At 58.5% G+C, this 22,469-nt stretch carries 20 protein-coding genes; 10 read left to right on the forward strand and 10 right to left on the reverse strand.

Features of this window, described 5'->3' with window-relative positions:
- The first annotated feature begins 11 nt into the window (after positions 1-11).
- Positions 12-734, forward strand: a complete 723-nt coding sequence (locus tag CLR77_RS14145; RefSeq protein WP_198962768.1) for a TetR family transcriptional regulator — start codon at positions 12-14, stop codon at positions 732-734.
- Between the two features lie 158 nt (positions 735-892).
- Complete coding sequence (gene opgC / locus CLR77_RS14150) at positions 893-1,999, forward strand: OpgC domain-containing protein (RefSeq protein WP_097461313.1); 1,107 nt, start codon at positions 893-895, stop codon at positions 1,997-1,999.
- Positions 2,000-2,022: 23 nt separating this feature from the next.
- Here opgC and CLR77_RS14155 read toward each other — a convergent pair whose 3' ends face one another.
- Together CLR77_RS14155 and CLR77_RS14160 are read right to left on the reverse strand one after the other, a co-directional pair.
- Positions 2,023-2,727: an alanyl-tRNA editing protein gene (locus CLR77_RS14155; RefSeq protein ID WP_097461314.1), complete on the reverse strand. Its 705-nt coding sequence runs from the start codon at positions 2,725-2,727 to the stop codon at positions 2,023-2,025.
- Positions 2,728-2,787: 60 nt separating this feature from the next.
- On the reverse strand, positions 2,788-3,684 hold the full coding sequence (locus CLR77_RS14160) for a LysR family transcriptional regulator (RefSeq protein ID WP_097461315.1): 897 nt from the start codon (positions 3,682-3,684) through the stop codon (positions 2,788-2,790).
- A 155-nt stretch (positions 3,685-3,839) separates the two neighbouring features.
- On the opposite strand from CLR77_RS14160, the gene CLR77_RS14165 reads away from it, so the two are divergent.
- The gene (locus tag CLR77_RS14165) at positions 3,840-4,751 is read left to right on the forward strand and encodes an EamA family transporter (protein WP_097461316.1); all 912 of its coding nucleotides are present in this window, start codon (positions 3,840-3,842) and stop codon (positions 4,749-4,751) included.
- A gap of 3 nt (positions 4,752-4,754) precedes the next feature.
- Positions 4,755-5,825, forward strand: coding sequence for an NAD(P)H-dependent flavin oxidoreductase (locus CLR77_RS14170; protein WP_097461317.1), 1,071 nt, complete (start codon positions 4,755-4,757; stop codon positions 5,823-5,825).
- 52 nt (positions 5,826-5,877) lie between these two features.
- Here CLR77_RS14170 and CLR77_RS14175 read toward each other — a convergent pair whose 3' ends face one another.
- From CLR77_RS14175 to CLR77_RS14195, 5 genes are all read right to left on the reverse strand, one after another.
- The gene (locus CLR77_RS14175; RefSeq protein WP_097461318.1) at positions 5,878-6,300 is read right to left on the reverse strand and encodes an OsmC family protein; all 423 of its coding nucleotides are present in this window, start codon (positions 6,298-6,300) and stop codon (positions 5,878-5,880) included.
- Between the two features lie 110 nt (positions 6,301-6,410).
- On the reverse strand, positions 6,411-7,484 hold the full coding sequence (gene arsB / locus CLR77_RS14180) for an ACR3 family arsenite efflux transporter (protein ID WP_097461319.1): 1,074 nt from the start codon (positions 7,482-7,484) through the stop codon (positions 6,411-6,413).
- Positions 7,484-7,975 (reverse strand): arsenate reductase ArsC, encoded by a 492-nt coding sequence (locus CLR77_RS14185; protein WP_097461503.1) that lies wholly within the window; start codon positions 7,973-7,975, stop codon positions 7,484-7,486. Before CLR77_RS14185 ends, arsB begins: the two co-directional genes overlap by 1 nt.
- A 14-nt stretch (positions 7,976-7,989) precedes the next feature.
- Positions 7,990-8,448, reverse strand: coding sequence for an ArsI/CadI family heavy metal resistance metalloenzyme (locus tag CLR77_RS14190; RefSeq protein ID WP_097461320.1), 459 nt, complete (start codon positions 8,446-8,448; stop codon positions 7,990-7,992).
- Complete coding sequence (locus CLR77_RS14195) at positions 8,445-8,786, reverse strand: ArsR/SmtB family transcription factor (protein WP_097461321.1); 342 nt, start codon at positions 8,784-8,786, stop codon at positions 8,445-8,447. Before CLR77_RS14195 ends, CLR77_RS14190 begins: the two co-directional genes overlap by 4 nt.
- Positions 8,787-9,136: 350 nt before the next feature.
- On the opposite strand from CLR77_RS14195, the gene CLR77_RS14200 reads away from it, so the two are divergent.
- Genes CLR77_RS14200 through CLR77_RS14215 form a run of 4 tightly spaced genes read left to right on the forward strand, consistent with a single transcriptional unit; the run spans position 9,137 to position 14,723 of the window.
- The gene (locus tag CLR77_RS14200; protein ID WP_097461322.1) at positions 9,137-10,327 is read left to right on the forward strand and encodes a thiamine pyrophosphate-dependent dehydrogenase E1 component subunit alpha; all 1,191 of its coding nucleotides are present in this window, start codon (positions 9,137-9,139) and stop codon (positions 10,325-10,327) included.
- Positions 10,320-11,297, forward strand: coding sequence for an alpha-ketoacid dehydrogenase subunit beta (locus CLR77_RS14205; RefSeq protein ID WP_097461323.1), 978 nt, complete (start codon positions 10,320-10,322; stop codon positions 11,295-11,297). Before CLR77_RS14200 ends, CLR77_RS14205 begins: the two co-directional genes overlap by 8 nt.
- 12 nt (positions 11,298-11,309) lie before the next feature.
- Entirely contained in the window at positions 11,310-12,869 is a 1,560-nt protein-coding gene (locus tag CLR77_RS14210; protein WP_097461324.1) for a dihydrolipoyllysine-residue acetyltransferase, read from the forward strand.
- 21 nt (positions 12,870-12,890) lie between these two features.
- The gene (locus CLR77_RS14215; protein ID WP_097461325.1) at positions 12,891-14,723 is read left to right on the forward strand and encodes a protein kinase domain-containing protein; all 1,833 of its coding nucleotides are present in this window, start codon (positions 12,891-12,893) and stop codon (positions 14,721-14,723) included.
- 35 nt (positions 14,724-14,758) lie between these two features.
- Here the strand turns inward: CLR77_RS14215 and CLR77_RS14220 are convergent, their stop codons facing one another.
- From CLR77_RS14220 to CLR77_RS14230, 3 genes are read right to left on the reverse strand one after another with little or no spacing between them, the layout of a single operon-like run.
- Positions 14,759-17,809, reverse strand: a complete 3,051-nt coding sequence (locus CLR77_RS14220; protein WP_097461326.1) for an efflux RND transporter permease subunit — start codon at positions 17,807-17,809, stop codon at positions 14,759-14,761.
- A complete protein-coding gene (locus CLR77_RS14225) occupies positions 17,809-18,852 on the reverse strand; it encodes an efflux RND transporter periplasmic adaptor subunit (RefSeq protein ID WP_097461327.1) in 1,044 nt (347 codons plus the stop codon). The genes CLR77_RS14220 and CLR77_RS14225 overlap by 1 nt, the downstream gene beginning before the upstream one ends.
- Positions 18,849-20,267 (reverse strand): TolC family protein, encoded by a 1,419-nt coding sequence (locus CLR77_RS14230; protein ID WP_097461328.1) that lies wholly within the window; start codon positions 20,265-20,267, stop codon positions 18,849-18,851. Before CLR77_RS14230 ends, CLR77_RS14225 begins: the two co-directional genes overlap by 4 nt.
- Positions 20,268-20,478: 211 nt before the next feature.
- Here CLR77_RS14230 and CLR77_RS14235 point away from each other — a divergent pair, with 211 nt between their 5' ends.
- Together CLR77_RS14235 and CLR77_RS14240 are read left to right on the forward strand one after the other, a co-directional pair.
- Complete coding sequence (locus CLR77_RS14235) at positions 20,479-21,141, forward strand: response regulator (protein ID WP_097461504.1); 663 nt, start codon at positions 20,479-20,481, stop codon at positions 21,139-21,141.
- Positions 21,117-22,445 carry a sensor histidine kinase gene (locus CLR77_RS14240; RefSeq protein WP_097461329.1) on the forward strand — a complete coding sequence of 443 codons (1,329 nt, stop codon included), beginning with the start codon at positions 21,117-21,119 and terminating at the stop codon, positions 22,443-22,445. The genes CLR77_RS14235 and CLR77_RS14240 overlap by 25 nt, the downstream gene beginning before the upstream one ends.
- Positions 22,446-22,469: the final 24 nt, after the last annotated feature.

A 22,469-nucleotide genomic window follows, 5' to 3' on the forward strand; every position in this document is an offset into this window, starting at 1 on the left:
AGGGATCTACTGTGAATATCAGTGCTCGTTCTGACACTGCCCAGGGGAAACGCCTGCTGATGGTGGCTGCCTTGAAGCTGGCGGCCGATTCTCGCAGTGTCACTTCTCTGGGATTAAGGGAGCTGGCACGTGAGGCCGGCCTGAATCCGAATACCTTCTATCGCCATTTTAAGAATATCGATGAACTGGGCCTGGCTATCGTCGAGGACGTTGCAGGCCAGCTTCGCCAGCCATTACGGGCGTTACGCTATCAGGCGGCTGCTTCGGTATCGGAGGCGTCAGAGGTTGCGCCGGGCGGCACGCTGCACTTCGAGCGAGGTCGCCGGGTCAATGAGGAGACTGTCCGCCTCTTCTTCAACTTTGTCGCCGAGCATCCGGCGGCATTCATTATCGGCGTTCGGGAACTTCATGGTGCCTCTCCGGCCTTGCGTCAGGCTGTACGTGAGGTCATGAAGGGGTTTTCCGAGGATATGGTCGAGGATATTGGTAAACTCGCGCTTTTGCCGGGGATTGACCACGACACCGTCAGTGAGCTGGCGACAGCGGTAACGCGGCAGATGTTCCAGATGTCTCTGGATTACATTGAAGCGACGTCGGATCAGCGGGAGGTGATTATCGATCGGGCCGCTCGCCAGATGTTTATGCTCTTCGCAGGCGCGATGGCGCTCAAAGGGTTACAGCCCTTGCAGGCCATGATCAGCCAGCCGAAAATCCGGAAATCATCAGGGGCCTGATCTCCGCCGAAATCTGTTCTTCGGGGTTCTACCTATGACCCCATTTCTGCATTGCGCGGCTTAGCCGATTGGCTATGATGGGTTACCTGCGATAAGGATTAAGTGTCCCTAAAGGTTTTCGCCGGTCTTTCATCTTATTTGTGAGGCCATCAACGGCAATGAACCGCGACCTGAGAATCGACACCCTGAGGGGGATTCTCCTGGTAATTATGACCATCGATCATCTCGGTGGCTGGCTGGCACGAATCACCAGTGAAACCCTGGGCTACGTCTCCGCACTGGAAGGTTTTATCTTCCTGTCGGCGTTCGTCTTTGCCATGGTTTATGTGCGTTACGTCAACGATCCCCGGATGATGTGGCGTAAAAGCCTGTCCCGGGCCCTGGTCATCTACCGGTATCACCTGATTCTGCTGGCGACGATCCCGCTATTGCTATGGCTGTCGCCGGAATACCGGCTTTCCTTGGCCAACTGGATCAATCCCTATCTTCAGCATCCGCTTTACTATGGGGCGTATGCGCTGATGATGCTGCATCAGCCGGTTTATATGGATATCCTGCCGATCTACTTTGTCTTCGTTGTATTGTCGCCGCTGCTGTTGCTGGCTTTCCGACGTGGGGCAGGGCCTGCGGTTATCCTGATCAGCGTGCTGATCTGGGCCTTATCACAAAGCGTCAATCCCGTGAAATTTCTGGCAGGAACGGCCTGCGACCATTGTCGCTACGGTTTCCTGAACCTGTTTGCGTGGCAACTTATCTGGGTGAGCGGGCTTTATCTTGGATACCTGCGCCAAAGCGGTAAGCCCTTACTGAAGGCGCTCAGCAGGCCGTGGGCGGGGGCGTTACTGATCGCTGTCGCCGCAGTCCTGTTTATGACGCGCCATCAGTTGATCGACGTCGGGCTCCGTATCGGTCCCTGGATCGACCGGGAAAACCTGGGTGTCCTGCGTATCCTGAATTTCTTCGTTGTCGTGACCCTGATCGGCTTGCTGATTCAACGTTGGCCACGGACGGCGGGGATTCCCTGGTTGAGCTTTATCGGGCGTTATTCGCTGCAGGTGTTTGCGTTCCATGTCTTCCTGTCATACCTGATCCTGCCGTACCGATCGGTTATCGCCAATGCGGCAGGTCCCATCGGGTACAGCCTGTTCACGCTGCTGGTCGTGGCCAGCCTGACGCTGCCGGCCTGGATCTATCACTGCTATCAGAAGCGTCAGGCTGAAGGCGAGGCCCGGAGTTTTGTCAGAATCAGGAAGCTTCCCTGGTAATGGCTATGCTTCGCAAGTAATGACTATGCATCCCAGGTGATGACGACGCGCTTGTTGCGGGCACCCTTACTGCGAATATCGGATACGCGCATGGCGCCGATCTCTCCGGTATGGCGGATATGGGTGCCTCCGCAGGGCTGGTAGTCGACACCGTCGACCCGGATCATGCGAATGTCTCCCACGCCGCGGGGCGGTCGTACGGACATGGTCTTGATCAGTTCAGGTTGCTGGTCGAGTTCCGCTTCGGTCAGGGTTTCGATCGAGACGGGGTGGTCCTCGGCAATCAACCGTTGCAGCCCTTCTGTTAATGCTTCTGCATCCAGGACAAGGTCGCCGATGTCGAAATCCAGACGGCTTTTGTCTTCGCCGACATCACCTCCGGTCACGCCGCAAGGAATCAGGGCCGAAAGCAGGTGCAGGCAGGTGTGCATGCGCATCAGGCGGTAACGACGATCCCAATCGAGCTTCATGGCGATCGACTGGCCGGGCGCCAGGTCATTCGCGCGCTCGACTTGGTGACGAATCTGGCCACCTTCACCCTTGCGGGTGTCCAGAACCCTCACAGTTTCTCCATTAGGCAGACGCCAGGTACCCGTATCGCCAGGTTGGCCGCCACCCCGTGGATAGAAAACGGTTTTGTCGGTTATGACCCAGTCGCCATCGACAGCAGTGATCGTCGCATCGGTCTCGGTCTGGTAAGCGTCCTGTTGGAATACGGCGTCTGTCATGGCGGTCGGTTCCCTCTTGTTGGATAAGACTTCTTTCAATAGCAGGTTCGTCGACACGGCTCAAGCCATGTGTGTGCGCTGGGTCGCTTGGCCCTGTTCGCCGACCACTTTAGCCAGGGCTTCCAGCGCCGCGGTGGATGCAGATGGCTGATAAACCATCAGCGTTCCGGCATTTGCGATATGTGGCGGTAGTGCATGTACGGAAAGTCGGGTGCCGATCATGGCGAGATCCAATACGGACCGGGGCACGATAGCGATACCGGCGCCAGCAGCGACGCAGGCGATGATCGCGTGGTAGGAGCCAAATTCCATCACCCTCAGCGGCACCACCCGTGATTCAGCAAGCCAGCGCTCCAGTCTGGCGCGGTAGGCGCAGCCGTGGCTGAACGTGATGATCGTGTGATGGGCAACAGCAGACGCCTTATCTACGTTTTCCGGCGTTGGAGGGGTAATCAGAACCAGTTCTTCGTCAAAGGCAAACCGGGTAACCAGGTCGTCGGTTTGGACCGGTTCGGCAACAAAGGCAACATCGATGGCGCACTGGCGCAGCTGCTGCAGGAGGGCGCCGGTAGTATCGGTCGTGAGTTCCAGCCGGACATCGGGAAAGCGCTCATGATAAGTGGACAGAACAGGCGGTAACCGGCTGGCAGCGGTGCTCTCCATGGTACCTATCCGCAGCACGCCGCCGGGGCGCCGACTGGTGATGGCGGATTCGGCTTCGTCCGCAAGGTTTAGCAAACGGTTGGCAAAAACCAGCAATCTTTCTCCGTCCTGGGTCAATACCATGCGTCGCTGGCTACGATGGAACAACTGGGTTCCCAATCGTTCTTCCAACTGCTTGATACGGGTGGTCACATTGGACTGTACGCGATGCAGCTTTTCTGCTGCGCGGTTAATGCCGCCTTCGTCAACGACAGCCTTGAACACTTCCAGGGACGCCAAGTCCAGTGCACGCATCCTTTGGTTCTCTAAACAGGAATGTGGAATCATTTTAATTCATTACAAGTGATAGTTTGAAGCGGTTAGGATGGGTTTCTGCCTTCAGGAAACTCGCTTTTCGGGAATAGAGGCAGTCCTGGTGCAGGGGATTCTGCCGGTTTTGGAGTTTGAGTATGGCGTTTCGGGATGTGTTGATCGCGCTGTCAATTGTGGTGGTCTGGGGGCTGAGTTTCGTGGTGGTGAAATGGGGGCTCAGTGATATGCCGCCCCTGTTTTTCGTGACACTGCGGTTTGCCGGTGTTGCAGTGTTGGCGCTGGTGCTGCCGCGTCCTCGGCTGCCGTGGTCCCATCTTGCAGCCTATGGCCTGAGCTGGGGCGCCATACAGTTCGGGGCGTTGTTTATTGCGATACAGGTGGGAATGCCCGCAGGGCTGGCATCGGTGGTGGTGCAGTCTCAGGCCTTCTTTACCCTGATCCTTGCCACCTTTTTCCTCAATGAGCACTGGAAAATTCAGCAGGTGGTCGGCTTGCTCTGCGCGGCGGCGGGGCTATGGCTGATTGCGGACAGTCCCCGTGGAGAGGTGCCGCTGCTGGGTTTCCTGCTTAACCTGCTCGGCGCGCTGGGTTGGGCGTTCGGGAATATCATCGTGCGGCGTGTGGTGCAACGTGAGACTCGGACGGATAACGTGGCCTTCATTGCCTGGGCGTCGATTATTCCGGCGTTGGTGCTTGGCGCGCTGAGTCTCGGTGTTGAAGGGCCGCATCGTATTGGCGCGTCCGTGACCCATATGGGGCTTTCTGCCTGGACGGCAGTGGCATACCAAGCCTTTGGTGCCTTGTTGTTCGGCGCGCTGATGTGGAACCGGTTGTTGAGCCGTTATCCCGCCAATCAGGTGGCACCGTTTTCCCTGTTGGTACCCTGCATCGGGCTTGTGAGTTGCGCGTTGCTGCTGGACGAAAAGACGACGGCGGTGCAACTGGTCGGGACCTTACTGGTGATGGCGGGGTTGCTGGTGAACGTGGCGGGGCAACGTGTGTTTGGGATGTTCATGCCGAGACGTGCAACCCTGGAGCAGGATGGCTGACAAATGGAGGTATCACAGGTGAAGGGCAAGTTTGATCTGGCGAAACGGTTGGGAATACGGCACCCCATCTTTCTGGCGCCCATGGCGGGGGAGGCAGCCAAGCCGGGTTTTGTGGCGGCAGTATCCGATGCAGGTGGTTTGGGCAATCTGGGGGCCGGTTATATGGCGCCTGAAGCGTTGCGAACCGCTATCGACGAGATTCGCAAACTGACCAAGGCGCCGTTTGGCATCAATCTGTTTGCGCCGTTATCGCCGGTTGTACAGGACCTTGAGCAGATTGCTCAATATGGCAGGGCTCTCGAGCCGATACACAGGGAGCTGGCACTCGGGGAGCCTTCGTTGCCAGGACACCTGGCGGAGGATTTCGATACCCAGTTCGATGTTGTCCTGGCGGCGAGGGTGCCCGTGTTCAGCTACACCTTCGGTCCCATTGGAAAGGACCGCGTGGCGGCCCTTAAAGAGGGTGGCACTTTTGTCGTTGGAACGGCAACCAACGTGGCCGAGGGTTTGGCGCTGCAGGATGAAGGCGTGGATGCCGTGATAGCGCAGGGCGCTGAGGCCGGTGGCCACCGGGGGACCTTTATGGGGAGTTTCGCCGAAGGGCTGATGGGTACTATGGCGTTGGTCCCCGCCTTGGTGGATGCTCTCAGGATTCCGGTGATTGCCGCAGGCGGCATCGCCGACCGACGAGGCGTGCGGGCCGCAATGGCTTTGGGCGCCAGCGGTGTCACCGTAGGTACCGCCTTTCTTTCAACCAGGGAGTCCCCGCTGGGCGAAGCCTACAAGGCCGCGCTGCTGGCGCCCACAGCCGAACGAGTGACACGCGTGACGTCCGCGATTTCCGGGCGGCCTGCACGGGGCCTGGTGAATACCCTGATGACGACGCTGGAGCAGGTGGATGCCGGCGCGCCTCCCTATCCCTTGGCCAATGCCATGACGCGCGCGCTGCGTAAAAGCGCTGGAGGGCAGGGGCGTGCTGACTACCTGTCGTTGTGGGCGGGACAGGCCGTCCCACTCAATCGTTCCTGGGCGGTGTCCGACTTAATGGAGGAGTTGGCGAAGGGACTGGCGTAGCAATCACCAGGTACCGCATTGCGTTCGCGCCAAAGGCGTTCGGTCGGCGGCGCTACACTTTTCGCCTCAGTACACCTTCCAAAGCGGTCCCGGGAGCTACGGTATTAAACACCGTGCCGAACTTCTTCACGTTGTCGTGAAGCAGGTCGAGGCGGTGATCGGTCTCATCGGAGTCCACGATGATCTCGTAGCTGATAGAAGCCATGCGCGGGGGCGCGTCCTGCCGCACACCCCGTATATGGACGTCGATGCCGCGAAACTGAAACTTCAAGATCGGCGCGACCCGTTCGATGCCTTTGATGATACAGGCCGAGATGGCCGCCAGCAGCAATTCCGCGGGATTGAAGGCGTCGGTGCGTCCTGCAAGATCGGTGTCGAGCGTGATGTCGGCGTTCTTGCAGTGGGCGACGCTGCCGTGAGCGTCAATGCGCTGACTGACGACATGAAACTGCATACCTTGGGGGGCATCAGACATCAGGGGTGACTCCTGCTCGGGGTTATGTTGACTGGCGGCTGATAACAGCCGCCTTACCTTGGGCACCACCTGAAGATATCGTCTTCAGGCTGGCTCCGCGTTGCCTGTCGTCAATAAGAAGCCCTGTCGTACCACCCTTTGCTGCGGTTGACGATTCGTACGACCAATAGCATGACCGGTACCTCGATCAAGACACCGACAACCGTCGCCAACGCTGCACCCGACTCGAATCCGAACAGACTGATCGCGGTGGCGACGGCAAGTTCGAAAAAGTTGGAGGCACCGATGAGCGCGGAGGGGCAGGCAATATTGTGCTTTTCCCCCAGCAGCCGGTTCAGGCCATAAGCGAGGCTCGCGTTAAAGAATACCTGGATCAGGATCGGTACGGCGATCAAGGCGATTACCAGGGGCTGCTTGAGAATTTCGACACCCTGGAAAGCAAAGAGCAAAACCAGGGTCGCCAGCAACGCCAACGTCGACCAGGGCGCGATCTTGGCCATGGTGCTCTCGAAGTGTGCCTGACCTTTGGAAAGCAGGATTTTCCGCCAGAGCTGGGCCAGTATCACAGGGATAACGATATAGAGGGCGACGGAAGTGAGCAGGGTGGCCCAGGGAACGGTAATAGAAGACAAGCCAAGAAGCAGGGCAACGATAGGCGCGAAAGCAAACACCATAATGGTGTCGTTGAGGGCGACCTGGGACAGCGTGAACAGGGGATCACCGTTAGTGAGCCGGCTCCAGACGAAGACCATGGCCGTACAGGGCGCGGCGGCGAGCAGGATCAGTCCGGCCATGTAGCTGTCGATCTGGCCTGCGGGCAGCCATTCGGCGAACAGGTGACGGATAAACAGCCAGGCAAGAAACGCCATCGAGAACGGTTTGACCAGCCAGTTCACGAACAGCGTCACGCCGATCCCTCGCACGTGCTGGCGGATTTCGCCGAGCGCCGCGAAGTCGACCTTTACCAGCATGGGGATGATCATTATCCAGATCAGCAGCCCCACCGGCAGATTGACCTGAGCCACCTGCAGGCGGCCAATCGCCTGAAACAGGTTCGGCAGCCATTGTCCGAGAGTGACTCCGGCCACGATGCACAGAAACACCCAGAGCGTCAGATAGCGTTCAAAAAAGCTGATAGGCGCGTGCGCGGCGGGCTCGACGACAGCGTTGTTACCGGCGGACATCAGTCTGCATCTCCGGGAATGAGTGTACCGATCCTGCTGAGTTCGGTCTTGAGGGAGTCTGGTACCAGCCGCAAATCATCAAACGGCAGGGCGAGAAATTGCTCTATTCGGTAACGTAATGTCCGATAGGCGTTGTAAAAGGCGGCTTCGATGTGCGCCTCGCTGCCAGTGGCATGGGCTGGGTCGTCGACCCCCCAGTGCGCCCGGATCGCCGGCCCAAGATAAGCCGGGCAGGTTTCTCCGGCCGCACTGGCGCAAACGGTAATGACGATGTCAGGGGCTTCATCAAGGTCGTCCCAGGATTTGCTGTGGAGTCCCTCCGTGGGGATGCCTTCCCGGGTCAGCAGCGCCAAAGACCGGGGGTGTACCTGTCCGGTGGGGTGGCTGCCGGCACTCACCGCTTTGAGCCCGGCTGGCGCCAACTGGTTGAAGGTGGCTTCGGCCAGGATCGAACGGCAGGAGTTTCCGGTGCATAGAAAGAGTATGGACAGATCCTTGGCAAGCATCAGCAGCAACCCCGTCCGGAAGGTGTTTTGGTCTGTTCGTTCCGGGGGGCGCAACAGGTGGTGCCGGAATCCGTTTTCGCCGATCCGTTGAAGGTGGGAATGTCCTGCAACGAGTGGAAGCCTTCCCAGGGGATTCCCTGAGGGTCGACAGACCAATACTTGTTGGATTGCACATAGCAGCATGCCGTGTCGAATTCCTTACGAGAAGGGAGTTCGGCATCAGCCAGACGCTGATTCAGTGCGACGAGCTCTTCATCGGAGTCGACCTGGAAACCCAGATGATCCAGCCCGGGTTCGGCGCCGCGCTGCGAAATCGCGAAATTCACGCAGGGATCGTCCAGCATCCATTTGGCGTAGTCGGCTTTGACGACGGCAGGTTCGCCACCGAACAGGGCAGAGTAGAAACGGATGCTGTCCTCCAGATTGGCGACAGCCAGGTGCACATGAAAACGTTTCATTGAGGGTCTCCCGTCATGGGGGCTGCGCAGCCAGCGTCCTCGAGGTCGCAGGACTCTCCCTGGCAGCAGTTTTCGGTCAGATAGGCGATCACGCCGTTCATGGCGGCAAAGTCGGCCTGGTAGTGGATGAAGCGGCCTTCCTGTCTTTTGCGTAACAGGCCGGCATGCAGCAATTCCTTCAGGTGAAAGGATAGGGTCGCAGGCGCCAGTTCCAGAGCCTGGCTCAAGGCCCCGGGTGTCAGCCCCTCCGGGCCGGCGATAACAAGCCGTCGAAAAATGGCCAGGCGATTCTCCTGGGCAAGGGCGGCTAATGCAGAAAGAGTCTGTTGTGTATTCATGTTTTTATGTTTCCATAAATATGGAAATGATTCAATAACCATCGCACCAAGGCGTACGAGAACTGACGAGTGGCTTTCACTGTCGAAGTATGACGTTGCCAGTTGAGAGGCGGGCGGGGAGTGTGTGTTTCGTAGCGACTTAAGTCGACTACGTACGGTGGATGGTTGGCATTATGGTGCTTTCGGAAGCTCAGGATCGGACGTAATCAGGGGGCTTTAAGTTTACGTTTACGTAAAAGTCCTTAGCGGCTATGATCCTTAACCGTAGATTACCGTCTACATTCATACTAAGGCAGACCCCCACAAGGGGTATGCCGTTCCTCAACTCCCTAGACCAGGACGAGGATGTTATGCCGACAACAAAAAACGCTAACTCCAGTTCCATCCATACGCCGACGTTCATTCGCGGCGATGAATTCCATTTCCCGATCTACAAGGTCCTTAAACAGGACGGCACGACCTATCGTGGCGCCGTGTTGCCGAAGCTGGATCAGGAAAAAGCCCTGCGCATCTACCGCACCATGGTGTTCACCCGTGTTCTTGACGAGCGCATGCTCGCTGCCCAGCGGCAGGGGCGCCTCAGTTTCTATATGCAAAGTACCGGCGAGGAGGCAACTGTTATCGGCAGCGCCGCTGCGCTGGACGATGCCGACATGATCATGGCCCAGTACCGGGAGCAGGGCGCCCTGGCGTATCGGGGGTTCACGACTGACCAATTTATGAACCAGTTGTTCAGCAATGAGCTGGACTATGGTAAAGGTCGTCAGATGCCGATCCACTACGGGTCGCGCGACCTGCATTACATGACGATCTCGTCACCGCTAGCTACCCAGATCCCCCAGGCGACTGGTTATGCCTACGGACAGAAGCTGGATGGCGGCGGGCACTGCACCATTACCTATTTTGGTGAAGGGGCTGCCTCCGAAGGGGACTTCCATGCGGCGCTCAATATGGCGTCGGTGCACAAGGTCCCGGTGATTTTCCTTTGCCGTAACAACGGCTATGCCATTTCCACGCCTTCCAGTGAACAGTTTGCCGCCGACGGTATCGCGCCGCGGGCACTCGGATATCGGATGCACGCTATCCGGGTAGACGGCAACGATATCCTCGCCGTCTATCAGGCGACACTCGAAGCGCGAAAGATTGCCGTCGAGCAGAACGAGCCGGTTCTGGTGGAGGCGATGTCCTATCGTCTGGCAGCGCATTCTTCCTCGGATGATCCTTCCGGTTATCGTAGCAAGAAGGAAGAGGAAGCCTGGCGCGAGAAAGATCCGATCCTGCGCATGAAGCTGTGGCTTCAGAAGAAAAAATGGTGGTCTGAAGAGGAAGAGAAAAACCTCCAGGAAAGCCTGCGCCGGGAAGTACTGGAGACCATGAAAAAGGCCGAGAAACGGCCACCGCCCCCGCTGGACAGTCTGGTTACCGATGTGTACGACGAAGTTCCACCGCAACTCGCCGAGCAGTTGAGCAAGCTGAAGGCCCATATCCGCAAGTATCCGGATGCTTATCCGAAAAGCGCGGGAGGGCTGAAGCATGGCTAAGATGAACCTGTTGCAGGCGATCAATAATGCGCTCGACCTGGCCATGGCCAGCAATGACAAAACGGTTTGTTTCGGTGAGGATGTGGGTGTCTTTGGCGGCGTTTTCCGCGCCACCAGCCATCTGCAGGAAAAATACGGCCGTGCTCGCTGTTTCAATACGCCACTGGTCGAGCAAGGGATTATCGGCTTCGCCAATGGTCTGGCTGCCCAGGGGCATGTGGCGGTCGCTGAGATTCAGTTCGCCGATTACATCTTTCCGGCGTTTGACCAGATCGTCAACGAATCCGCCAAATACCGCTATCGCTCTGGCAGCCTGTTCGATGTCGGGAACCTGACGATACGGACACCCTACGGTGGTGGTATTGCCGGTGGTCTCTACCATTCCCAGTCGCCGGAAGCCTACTTTGCCCATACGCCGGGCCTGAAAATCGTGGTGCCGCGCAATCCTTACGAAGCCAAGGGCTTGTTGCTGGCCTCGATTCGCGACCCCAACCCTGTGGTGTTCTTTGAGCCCAAGCGACTCTATCGTGCTTCCGTCGGCGATGTGCCCGAGGAAGATTATGAGCTGCCACTGGGTAAAGCCTCTGTTCTCAAGGAAGGCACGGACATCACATTGCTGGCCTGGGGCGCGCAGATGGAACCCCTCGAAAAAGCGGCCGAGATGGCCGAAAAAGAGGGCATTTCCTGCGAAATCATTGACCTGCGAACCATTGTTCCCTGGGATATTGAAACGGTGACCAACTCCGTGCTGAAAACCGGTCGCCTGGTCATCAGTCATGAGGCCCCCCTGACAGGTGGTTTTGCCGGCGAAATCGCCGCGACCATCCAGGAACGCTGTTTCCTCTACCTTGAATCGCCGATCGCTCGTGTCACCGGTCTCGATACACCTTTCCCCCTCGCGCTGGAGAAAGAGTATGTGCCGGATCACCTGAAGATCTTTGAAGCGATCAAGCACAGTATTCATTTTTAGGGGGAGACACTGATGGCTGATTTCATTCTGCCCGATATCGGCGAGGGCATTGTCGAGTGTGAACTGGTCAAATGGCTGATCAAGGAAGGCGATGTGATCGTCGAAGACCAGCCGGTCGCCGAAGTCATGACCGACAAGGCCCTTGTCGAGATTCCAGCGCCCCATGCCGGGCGTGTGACCAAATTGTATTATCAGGAAGGCGAGATCGCGCGGGTGCATTCCCCGTTGTTTGCGGTCACCGATACTGAAACCGCTGAAACGCCCTCAGCGCCGGCGGCTGAGCCGAAATCGCCTGCGGAGGACGAACCGACGGCTCCGGCGCCGTCTGCAGCGCCGCAGACCTCTTCCGGTGCGCGGGACTTTGTTCTGCCGGATATCGGTGAGGGCATCGTCGAGTGTGAAGTCGTGACCTGGCAAGTGCAGGACGGCGACGAGATCGAGGAAGACCAGCCGATTGTCGACGTTATGACCGACAAGGCCATGGTTGAAATCACCGCGCCAGAAGCCGGTAAGATCGTCAAACACTACTATGCGCAGGGCGATATCGCGAAAGTCCATTCGCCGTTGTTTGCCTATATTCCCCGTGACGGTGCCGCCAGCACTGCGCCGGTATCGGTCTCTGCATCAGAGCCGGCGAAAGAAACCGAGACGCGACCTGCTCAGGTCACGGCTCCCAAGGCGGCCCGGGATCGAATTCCGGCCAGCCCTGCGGTACGGCGTCTGGTGCGTGAGATGGAAATCAATCTTGACGATATCCTCGGCTCCGGCCCCAATGGGCGCGTCCTGAAAGAGGATGTTCTGCGCTTCCGGAAAGGTCCGGAAACGGTTAAGACACCGATCACCCCGGCAGCCGTCGAGGCCCAGGGAGAAGTGCGTGTCGAGCCTATCCGAGGCATTCGCGCGGTCATGGCCAAGCGTATGGTGGAGTCGGCTAATACGATTCCGCATTTCATCTACGGCGATGAAGTGGATGTCACCGCGCTGCTGGCGTTGCGCGAACAGCTCAAGCCTCTCGCCGAAAAAGAGGGCGTCCGGCTGACGCTGATGCCGTTCATCATGAAGGCATTGGCGATGGCCGTGGCGGAGTTCCCCATCTTGAACAGCCGGGTCAATGATGAGGTAACCGAAATCCACTACTTGCCGAACTGCAATATCGGCATGGCCGTGGATACGCCTAAGGGGCTGATCGTGCCCAATGTGAAGGGCGTGGAAAGCCTGAGCATACTGGGTATCGCGCGGGAAGTGACGCGTCTGACCCAGGCTGCCCGCGAAGGCGGGGTGCGACAGGAGGATCTGCGCGACGGCACCATCAGCATCTCCAATATCGGTGCGCTGGGGGGGACCTATGCCTCGCCAATTATCAGTAAGCCGGAGGTCGCTATCGTTGCGCTGGGGCGGACACAGACATTGCCCCGCTTTGCTGACGATGGTTCGGTCGTGGCCCGCAGCATCATGAACATCAGTTGGGCTGGCGATCACCGGATCATCGACGGCGGCACCATCGCACGATTCAGCAACCGCTGGCGCCAGTACCTTGAGGATCCTGCGTCAATGGTGCTGCATCTGCGATAACCGGAGCTTACCGGAGCGCCCATGACGCAACCGACACTGCAGCAGTTCTACATCCCGGAAGAGCAGTCGATCTACCTGCTCAGCCACAACGATGCCAAAAAGCTCAAGGACTGGGTCGCGCTCTGCCAGACCCAGCTTGAGCAACTCGGGTATCGGGATATCGAACTGGTGGGCAAGGGCGCCTACGCCTTTGTCTTCGCCGGTGTCACGGCGCAGGGCGCTCATTACGTCTTCAAGTTCACCCGTATTACCTTGCCGCAACATCTCCAGGATCGCCTCGAAGAAGAGGCGTTCATGCTGGATCAGGTCGAACATCCCCATGTACCGCGTTTGATCGCCTTCCAGCGGGTCCGGCGTCAATCCATCCTGGTGATGGAACGGGCGCGGGGAATCAACCTGGAAGAATATTCCCTTCGTCACGGTCGACTATCAGCTCGACTCGTTATTAAAATTGCGGCTCAACTTGCTGATATACTAAGGTATCTCAGACAAGGATCTCAGGCCAACGGTAAGCCGGTCGTGCACGGGGATATCAAACCCTCCAACCTGGTTTTCGATGCGGACCGTGAGCGGGTGGCGCTGATCGACTGGGGTTCTTCTGTCTTCGCTCAACTGGATGAGAACCATCAATTCGTTGCCTCCAATGTCATGGAACTGATGTCGGATAACCTTCAGCAGACCAACGCGCGCCTGGGGGATGTCTACTTTATCGGTGACGAACAGCTCAATGGCGGGCTGTCGAGCCCGCGCTTCGACGAGCAGGGCGTTGCGGGCACCCTCTATGCGCTGGCATCGGGTCAGTCATGCCGGTTCGGGCACAAGGCGATTCCGGCGACGGCACTGGGACTACCCATGGAGTTCGCCCGTATGCTGGATGGCATGCTGGATGAGGACCCCCGCAAGCGCGCCGAGGCCGGGGACTACTTCATTACCCATATGCCGCGGATGGCCCGCACCGTAATCCTGGACCTACCCGCCAAGCCTGAGCTGCCGCTGGTGCCGGTCTGGGTGCGTCCCAGTCACCGGGAAATCGATACGGTCGTCTATAGCTCCCGCAAATCCTTTCTGCGCGAGGAAGGTGTGCGGGAATCGCTCAAGGATGTGAACGATGTGCAGCTCGATCGCTACTACAAGAACTTCATGCAGGGGATGGGTGAGACGGCCAAGGCCTTCGTGGCGGCGGTAAGCCGTCTGGGGCAGTATCCCGTCGTCGGTGGCCTGGCCGTGCGCTGGGAGAAAGACGGCGTCTATATCGATACCAGCCTGAACCTTCATGACGTCAGCCACAAGGCGGCCTTCGTGGCATCGGTTAACAACATGGTAAGCCTTGCCAGGGCGATCCATCGGCAAGGGGTGTTCAAAAGCTGCCTGTTCAATGCGCGGGATACCTTGCATATTGATCGCGAACAGGCCAGCGATCCCTTCGTGCCGACCCCGGAGATGGCACTGCCTTATGAAGTGAGCGCCGCACCGGAACTGGAGGATGAAAGTCGGGTTCACTCCTATTTCGAAGATGGTCCGGACCCAGACGAATTCCTGCAATTACCCGATGAAATCATGGTGTTGCTGAAACATCTTAATACGATTCATCATACAGGACTGATCATCTTTGAGAGCCTGAGTAATCACCTGAAGATCCACAGCTATTACCGGCTGCTCGATCCCGCCCGGGAGGCGGAATTCCGCGACTGTCTCGCGGCCATCATCGATGCTGTACCGTTGATCCGTGGGCTGGGCATTTCCGGCTTTATGAAAATGCCTTACAAGGACACCAAGTTTTTCACCCACATCGAGCATCTCCCCGAGAAGTTTTATCCCAAGGATCCGCGGGCTGAACTCGATCCGCCGGTGTAGCACGAATCGCGTTCCTCCCCCGGTCATCTGATCGGTTAAGCCCGATATCGTATCCGTTTCAGCAACGCGAAGATCACCGGCATGGCCAGCAGCACCAGGGGCATTTGGATAAAGAGCCCGGAGATGATGGCGATGGCCAATGGTTGTTGCATCGCTGAGCCCTGTCCGATGCCAAGCGCAAGGGGTGCCAGTGCCAGGATGGCGGCGATGGTCGTCATGGCGATGGGACGCATCCGGTTAACCCCGGCTTTGACCAGCGCGATATCCTCCGGCTCGTTATGCTCCTGTGTGAGGGTCTTGTATTCCGAGAAATAGAAGATCGCGACTTCGGTGACAATACCTACCACCATCGTCATCCCCATCATAGCCGTGATATTGAGTTCGATACCCGTCAGCCATAGACCGGCAAAGACAATGTTCACCGCCAGCAATGGCATGAGGATCACGCTGATCGCCATCCGGAAGCTTTCGTAGAGATAGAGCAGTAGCAGGAACACCAGGGCGAAGGCAGCAATGATGACCGCAATGAGACCACGAAAGGCAATTTGCTGCTGCTTATAGAGACCGCCGAGTTCATAGTACATCTTCCCGGGCAACAGGCCCTGTTGATTAAGAACCCGCTTCACGTCCTGCAGGGTGTGGCCCATGTCCCGACCGTTGATCCTCGCGGACACCGCCACCATACGTTGCAGTTGATCGCGGGTGATCATCGGTTGTCCTTTTTCAATGGTTACCTTGGCGATGTGCTTCAGGGAGACCACCTGTCCGGAAGGCGTTCTCAGCTGCATACGTTCCAGGTCACGGATGCTATGGCGAATATCCCGAGGCACCCAAACCCGGATGCCGAGCATGCGGACGCCTTTTTGAATATGGGTCGTGACGACACCGCTGAAGTAGTTCTGAATATCCTGGGTCACGGTGTCGGGATCGATACCCATCAGTGCGGCCTTGGCGCGATCGACCTGAATGCGAAGGGAATCACCGGCAACGATAACCCCGTCCTGGACATCCACCACACCCGGAATCTTGCTGATCGCAGCGGCGACTTTGGGGGCGGTTTTCAGCAACTCGTCGGAGCTGCCGCCAAAGAGCTTGATTTCAATAGGTTGGGGCACCGCCGTGAGATCGCCGATCAGGTCCTCCATCAGCTGTGCCATATCGATATCCAGGCCAGGTACCTGTGTCTCGACCTGATGCCGGACTTCGTCCATCACCTGCCAGACCGTTTCTCGAGGCTGGGGCTTGAGACGTACGAAGAAATCGCCTTCGTTGGTCCCGGTGATACCGCCCCCGAGTTGCAGACCGGTCCTGCGTGAGTAGGTCGCCACGTTGGGATTGTGCATCAGGATCTGGCCAACCTGGCGCAGCAGGCGATCCGTTTCGGCCAGGGATGTCCCAGGCTCTGCCCGGTAGTCGAGGATAAAGCCCCCCTCGTCCATGGCCGGCATAAAGCCGGAGCCCACGCGGTGGTAACTGACATAACCCACTCCGGCGAGCGGGACAATCAAGGCCAGCAACCACAGGGGGCGTTTCAGCATGGCCACCAGCACCCTGGAGTAGCGACGCTGTATGATGCGGGCGAGTGGACCTTCGTCTTCCCGTTCGATGTCCCGGTTGCTGATAAGGTGGTCTGCCAGCAGCGGAATGGCCAGCCATGCGATCATGTATGAGATGATCAGGGAGCTGGCCATGGTCAGGGATAGCGCCTTGAAGAAGGCCCCGGTGACGCCGGACAGGAAGGCCAGTGGCACAAACACGATGATGGTGGACAATGAAGAGCCGGTCAGCGGTTTGGTGAACTCCATCGCAGCATAACGCACCTGGTCGTGCCGGTTACCGGTGCCGTCGCGCACCCTGCGCATAATGTTCTCGATCATGACGATGGCATCGTCGATGATCAGCCCCACTGCCGCGGCCATGCCGCCCAAGGTCATGATGTTAAAACTCATGCCCAGCACATAGAGCAGCAGGATGGTGGCGGCCAGCACGGCCGGCACCACCAGGATCGCGATCCCCATGATGCGCACGCTGCGCAGGAAAACGAAGAGTACCAACGCCGCCAGCGCCACGCCGATGAGGATGGCATCCCGCACGCTACCCGCCGAGGCGATAATCAGCTGGCTCTGGTCATACCAGTTCCTGACGGTGATATCGCCCGGCATTTTGCTGCGATAGGCGGCGAGTTTGGCCTTGATGTTCTTGACGATCTGTACCGTATTACCGCTGGGCTGTTGGAAGATTTGAACGGATACAGCGCGCTTACCGTCTGCGGTTACCGTGGACCAATGGGGAACCGTCGCCGTTTGTACCGTGGCGATGTCACCGAGTTCCACCAGGCCATTCTTTCCGCTACGCAAGATGGTATGGCGAATACTCTTGACGCCGGTGAGCCGGGTATCGGACAGCATCAGGTACAGGTTGTAATGTTCGTCGAGCCGACCCACGGCCTTCAATACGTTGGTTGCCGAAAGTGCCTTGGTCACATCGGCAAAGGTCAATCCATAGGCGAGCAGTTTCGCGGGATCGACTTCAACCCGGTATTCCTCATGATCGCCTCCGATCGCCGTGACCTTGGCGACGCCTTTTACTGACGATAGCAGCGGTATCAGTTGGTACTGCGCCAGGTCCCGCAAGGCAACCTGGCTTTCGGTGGCAGAGGTCAGGCTGAAAGCTGCGACCGGATCCACGGTTGGGTCCATGCGCCGGGCGGTAAAGGTCGTTCCCTTGGGCAGGGAAGGTAGTGTCTGCGTCACCGCAGACATGACTTCCTGCAACGTCAGGGGCATATTGGCGCCCCAGTCGAAATTTATGGACAGGTCGGCTGCGCCGCGGCTGGTATCCGAACGAATCTCGCGGACACCGGGAACCGAACGGATGGCCTCTTCCACCGGTCGGGTCACGTCGAGCGTCATCTGGTCAGCCGGCCGGTCGCCGGCATCCAGTTCGACGCGTATGCGGGGGAAATCGACATGGGGAAACAGGGCTACCGGTAACCGAAATGCCGTGGCGGCCCCGCCCGCTGCCAGGATAAACAACAGGAACAGGATCGAACGGCGGTGCCGGGCTGCCCACTCGGCAAAGTTCATCAGTGAACCTCCCGCACGTGCATACCGTCCGTCAGTTCATAATTGCCGGTGATCACCACCGAGTCCCCAGCATGCACAGCGCCCGTGATCCCAACGTAGCCGTCGCTTTGGATCCCGGTCTGGATATAGTGCTTATGGGCGATGCCCTGATGATCAACGGTGAACAGGTAGTGTCCTTTGCGATCGTCCAAAATGGCGCTGGCCGGCACGGCCAGGCTGTTCGCCTGCTGCAAGGTGATATGGCCGCGCATCATTTCGTTGAAGATCAGGGCCGCGGCCTGAGCCGCGGGCACCGGCACGATGACGTCGACCAGCCCGGTGGCTGGATCGGCCATCGCATGAATCTGACCGATGCGCGAGTCGATCTTCAGGTCCGGGTTGAATACCGGTTCCAGGACAACGGTTTGCCCGGGTTTCAGGCGTGAGACGTCCTCTTGTTCGACACCCAGGGGCACCAACATGCCTTCCCGGCGGGCAACCTGGACTACGGTCGTGTCCTGTTGTACCCGGTCGCCCTGCGAAACGGCCACCTTGCTGACAACCCCATCAAAGGGAGAGCGCAGGATGCTGGTGGGAGTATCGGCGCCAAGGCGCCTTTGGGCCTGCAATGCCGCCTCTGCGCTCTTCAGGTCCTTCTGCGCGGACGCGACATCGCCCTGCGTGACCAGATGCTGACTGAAAAGTGATTGCTTTCGGGCCAATTCAGCCTTGGCATATTTCAGGTTCGCCTCGGCTTGCTGGTAATCCATGCGAGAGGCCGGGGAGGTGGCCAGTTGAATCAGTGCCTGCCCAGCGCTGACCTGCTCGCCGGGGCGCACCATAAGTTTCTCGATGGTACCGGCGTGGACGACAGCGATGTTGCTTTGGGAGTCGGGGTCCGGCACCACGCGGCCGTAAGTGTCGATCGTTTCGGTAAGGGTCCGTACCTGAAGGGTGACGGTCTTGACCTTCGCCGAGACAACGTCATCAGCCCTGGCAACCTGCCCAAACAGGCAAAGAGCGACGAACAATCCCGTCAACGATGGGGAAAAGACGAACTTCATGAGGGGTTCTTCTCCTGATTCGGGTGGCTGTTCGACAGGGAGTGCTGGGCATCTACCGGCCAACCCAGTAGTGTTTCAAGCGAAATACGGGCATCCCAGAGCGCGAGGCGCAAATCGATGGCATCGGTTTCCTTTTTCAACAGGGTGTCCTGGATGTTCAGGTAGGAGAGGCTGTTGAAATTACCCGCCTGATAGGCTTTGAGCGCCTGTCGATAGACCTGTTGCAGCGTCGGCAGTGTCGCCTGCAGTTGCTCGTATTGCGCCTGCAGAAGCCGGAAGCGGCTATCGAGCTGATCGACATCGCTCAGGCTCTGATCGAGACGTGCCTGATAATCCTGGCGCAAGGCTGCACGGGTGGCCCGTTGAACGGCAATCTCGCCGCGGTTGACGTTCCACAAGGGGAGATTGATTTGCAACCCGAAGCCGAGGGTACGCACGTCCGACGTATCGTTGGCGCTATTGAAACCCAGGCTGATTGACGGGAACTGGTCCAGAATGGCCTTGCGTACCTTGGCCTCCTGGCTTTGGTAGCCCGCGCGAAGCGCCAACAGGTCAGGGCGGTGGCGAACCAGGATCGCCGCATCGGCGTTCATCGCCGGAGGTAGGACCGGTATCGATACGCCTTGCGGTTTCAGGTTGAGGATGACATTCGGTTTCAGACCGAGCAGAGCGTTTAACTGGTGACGACTATCGGAGAGATCCAGCCGCGCCTGATAGAGTTGCCCCTGAATATCGGTATAGCCCGTGAGGTCGTTACTGAGGGTCTCCAGCGTAATATTACCGAGAGACAGTTGATGCTGGGCGTTCTGGTAGCGCTGTTTTTGTGTGGCGGCACTTTGGTTCAGCAGCGCGACTTTATCCTGATCGGCCAAAACCCTGAAATACAGCTGCCGTGCTTTTTGCGCGGTTTGCCATTCCTGCCAGAGCAGGTCCAAGCGGGTTTTCCGGTGTTCGCCGCGCGCACTGTCGACACTCGCGCTGTGATCGATCAGCGTCATCAGGTCATAGCTGAGACCGAGTGATTTTGCATTGCTCAGGCCGGGACCGTTCGATGTAGGGTGATCCAGCGAGAAGGCAAGCTGGGGGTCCGGCAACAGGTGTGCCGCGTAGAGTTGCGCTCCGGCCACACCCAGTTGTGCGCGACGGGCCTTGAGTTCCGGATTATTGGCGACCGTCAGCATGGCGACGCCGACACTGTCCAGCCCCTCTGCGGGGTTCAGGGCATGATGCCGTAACGGGGGTAAAGGGATGGCCTGCTGGTCGACCGTGGCTGGAATCTGATCTGCAAGATCGCTCGAGTGGGGCAATGGCTGAGCCTGATAGGTGGCGCAACCGGCAAGCAATAGCAAGCAGGATGCGGGTACCAGTACTTTCAGGCGCGATACGGGTTGCCGAGCTTTGGGGCGCGCGGGCATGGGATATTTTCCTGTCCTTTATCGTTCCGTCCGTTCGTGACGGCTTTTGAGGATGAGTAGAATGGCATTGATGAATTAGGCTTTTATTAGCGGTTTACAGATGGAGGCGCACCGCGCCGCTAATCGTTCCCTAATCTTTCGAGGCCACACTCAAGGCCAAATGAGCTATCGCTGCGAGACGCTGCGCGGTGAATCGAGTCGGGTGAAGGTTATGAGAGTCTTGTTGGTGGAAGATGATGAGATGCTTGGCGCGGCCGTTGAGCAGGGACTGAGAGACGAGGGCTACGCAGCGGACTGGGCCCTTGATGGCCAACTGGCACAAGCGTCCCTCGCCGCCCAGCGCTATGATGTGGTGCTGCTGGATCTGACGCTGCCCAAGGTGCCCGGGCTGGATGTCCTGCAGGGCTTGCGCCGTGAGCGCAATCCTATACCGGTCATCATCATCACCGCCCGCGACGATATCGATATGCGTATCCGGGGCCTGGACCTTGGCGCCGATGACTATGTCATCAAGCCGTTCGCCCTGCGAGAGTTGCTTGCACGTATGCGTGCCGTGGTCCGTCGTCGCGGGGGTCACCTGGATAATATGTTGTCCTGTGGCGCCCTGACACTGGACACCAATACCCACGAAGCGACGTATGAAGGCAAGCACTGTCGGCTGACGGCACGAGAGTTTGCTTTGCTGAATGCACTCCTGCTGAAGCCCGGGAAGATTCTCTCCCGCAGCGAGCTGGAGGATCGCATCTACGGCTGGAACGAGGAAGTCGAAAGTAATGCCGTCGACTTCCTGATTCACGGCATCCGTCGAAAGCTGGGGTCCGGCGTGATCGAAAATATACGGGGGGCAGGGTGGCTGATTCGAAGCGAAACCTGACGCTGTCGCTGCAGGGGCGACTGGCGCGAGATCTTACCATCCTGATCCTCACTCTGGGGGCCGTCGCCACCGCGCTGTCCTTTTCGCTGGCCTATAACGACGCCCATGCGCTGCAGGATACGGAACTGAAGCAGGTGGCCGGTCTCTATCCCCCCGGAGAACAGCATGTCCTGCGTTCAATGCTCCACCCCAAGACCGATATCCAGGACGACAGTCTGATCCAGATCTGGCCGCAACGGGTCTGGAAGCGGTTTGCCATCGATCTGTTGCCGGACGGCTACAGCGATGTCCACCTCCAGGGTGAGGATTGGCGTCTCTACAAGGAAAGCCGTTCTGGTCACGGAGGGGTTGCAGTGCTGCAGTCGACCGATCTTCGTGACGAACTCGCCGCATCCAGCGCCCTGCAGACACTATTGCCCTTGCTCCTGACGATTCCGGCCATGCTCTGGTTGAGCCGTCGGACGCTGGCCCAAGGCTTCACAACGGTCCAGGATGCCATTCGGCGTATCGACCGGCGTTCGCCGGGAGATGTCTCGCCTCTGGTGATGGAGACACCTGTTCAGGAAATCCAGCCTTTTGTGGATTCCATCAATGGCCTGTTGGAGAGGGCGGGTGCCGAAATGGAGCGCCAGCAACGCTTTATCGCCGATGCCGCCCACGAATTACGCACACCGCTAGCGGCCATGACGGTGCAGGTCGGCAATCTTCAGCGCGTGGATTCCCTGGATGAGTTGGGAGAACGCCTGGCGCCCCTGAATGCCGGGTTGCAGCGGATGGAGCGACTGGTCAATCAACTGCTGACATTGGCACGCAATCAGGCCGTGACAGCCCCCGTGCGGCAGCCGGTGGATTTTGCCGAGATCGCACGCGACATGGTTGGGAACCTGCTACCGCTTGCACGGGCCAAGGACATCGATCTTGGTCTCTATGCCCCGGGATCCTGCATGGTCAGCGCGCAGCCGGGTGAGCTCGAAACCCTCATCCAGGCATTACTGGAAAACGCCATCAAATATACACCTGCGGGAGGGCACATTACGGTACGCGTGACCAACGGGAGGGATCATGCCTCGCTCGAAATCGAGGACAGCGGCCCGGGTATCCCTGTCGACCAACAGGCCGACATTTTCGATCCCTTTCATCGCGGTGCCAATGCCAGTGGGGAAGGCAGCGGTCTCGGACTGGCTATCGCGAAAGCCATTTCAGAACGCTATGCTGGCGATCTCCTCCTGGAAAACCTGCTTGACGAAGCTGGCCAGCCCAACGGGCTGTGCGTGCGTTACCGGCACCCCATCGCGCCGGTTTGATGGGGGCTCGTCAGCGTAACCCGA

The sequence above is a fragment of the Mangrovitalea sediminis genome, from assembly GCF_002514725.1.
GTDB lineage: Bacteria > Pseudomonadota > Gammaproteobacteria > Pseudomonadales > Oleiphilaceae > Mangrovitalea > Mangrovitalea sediminis.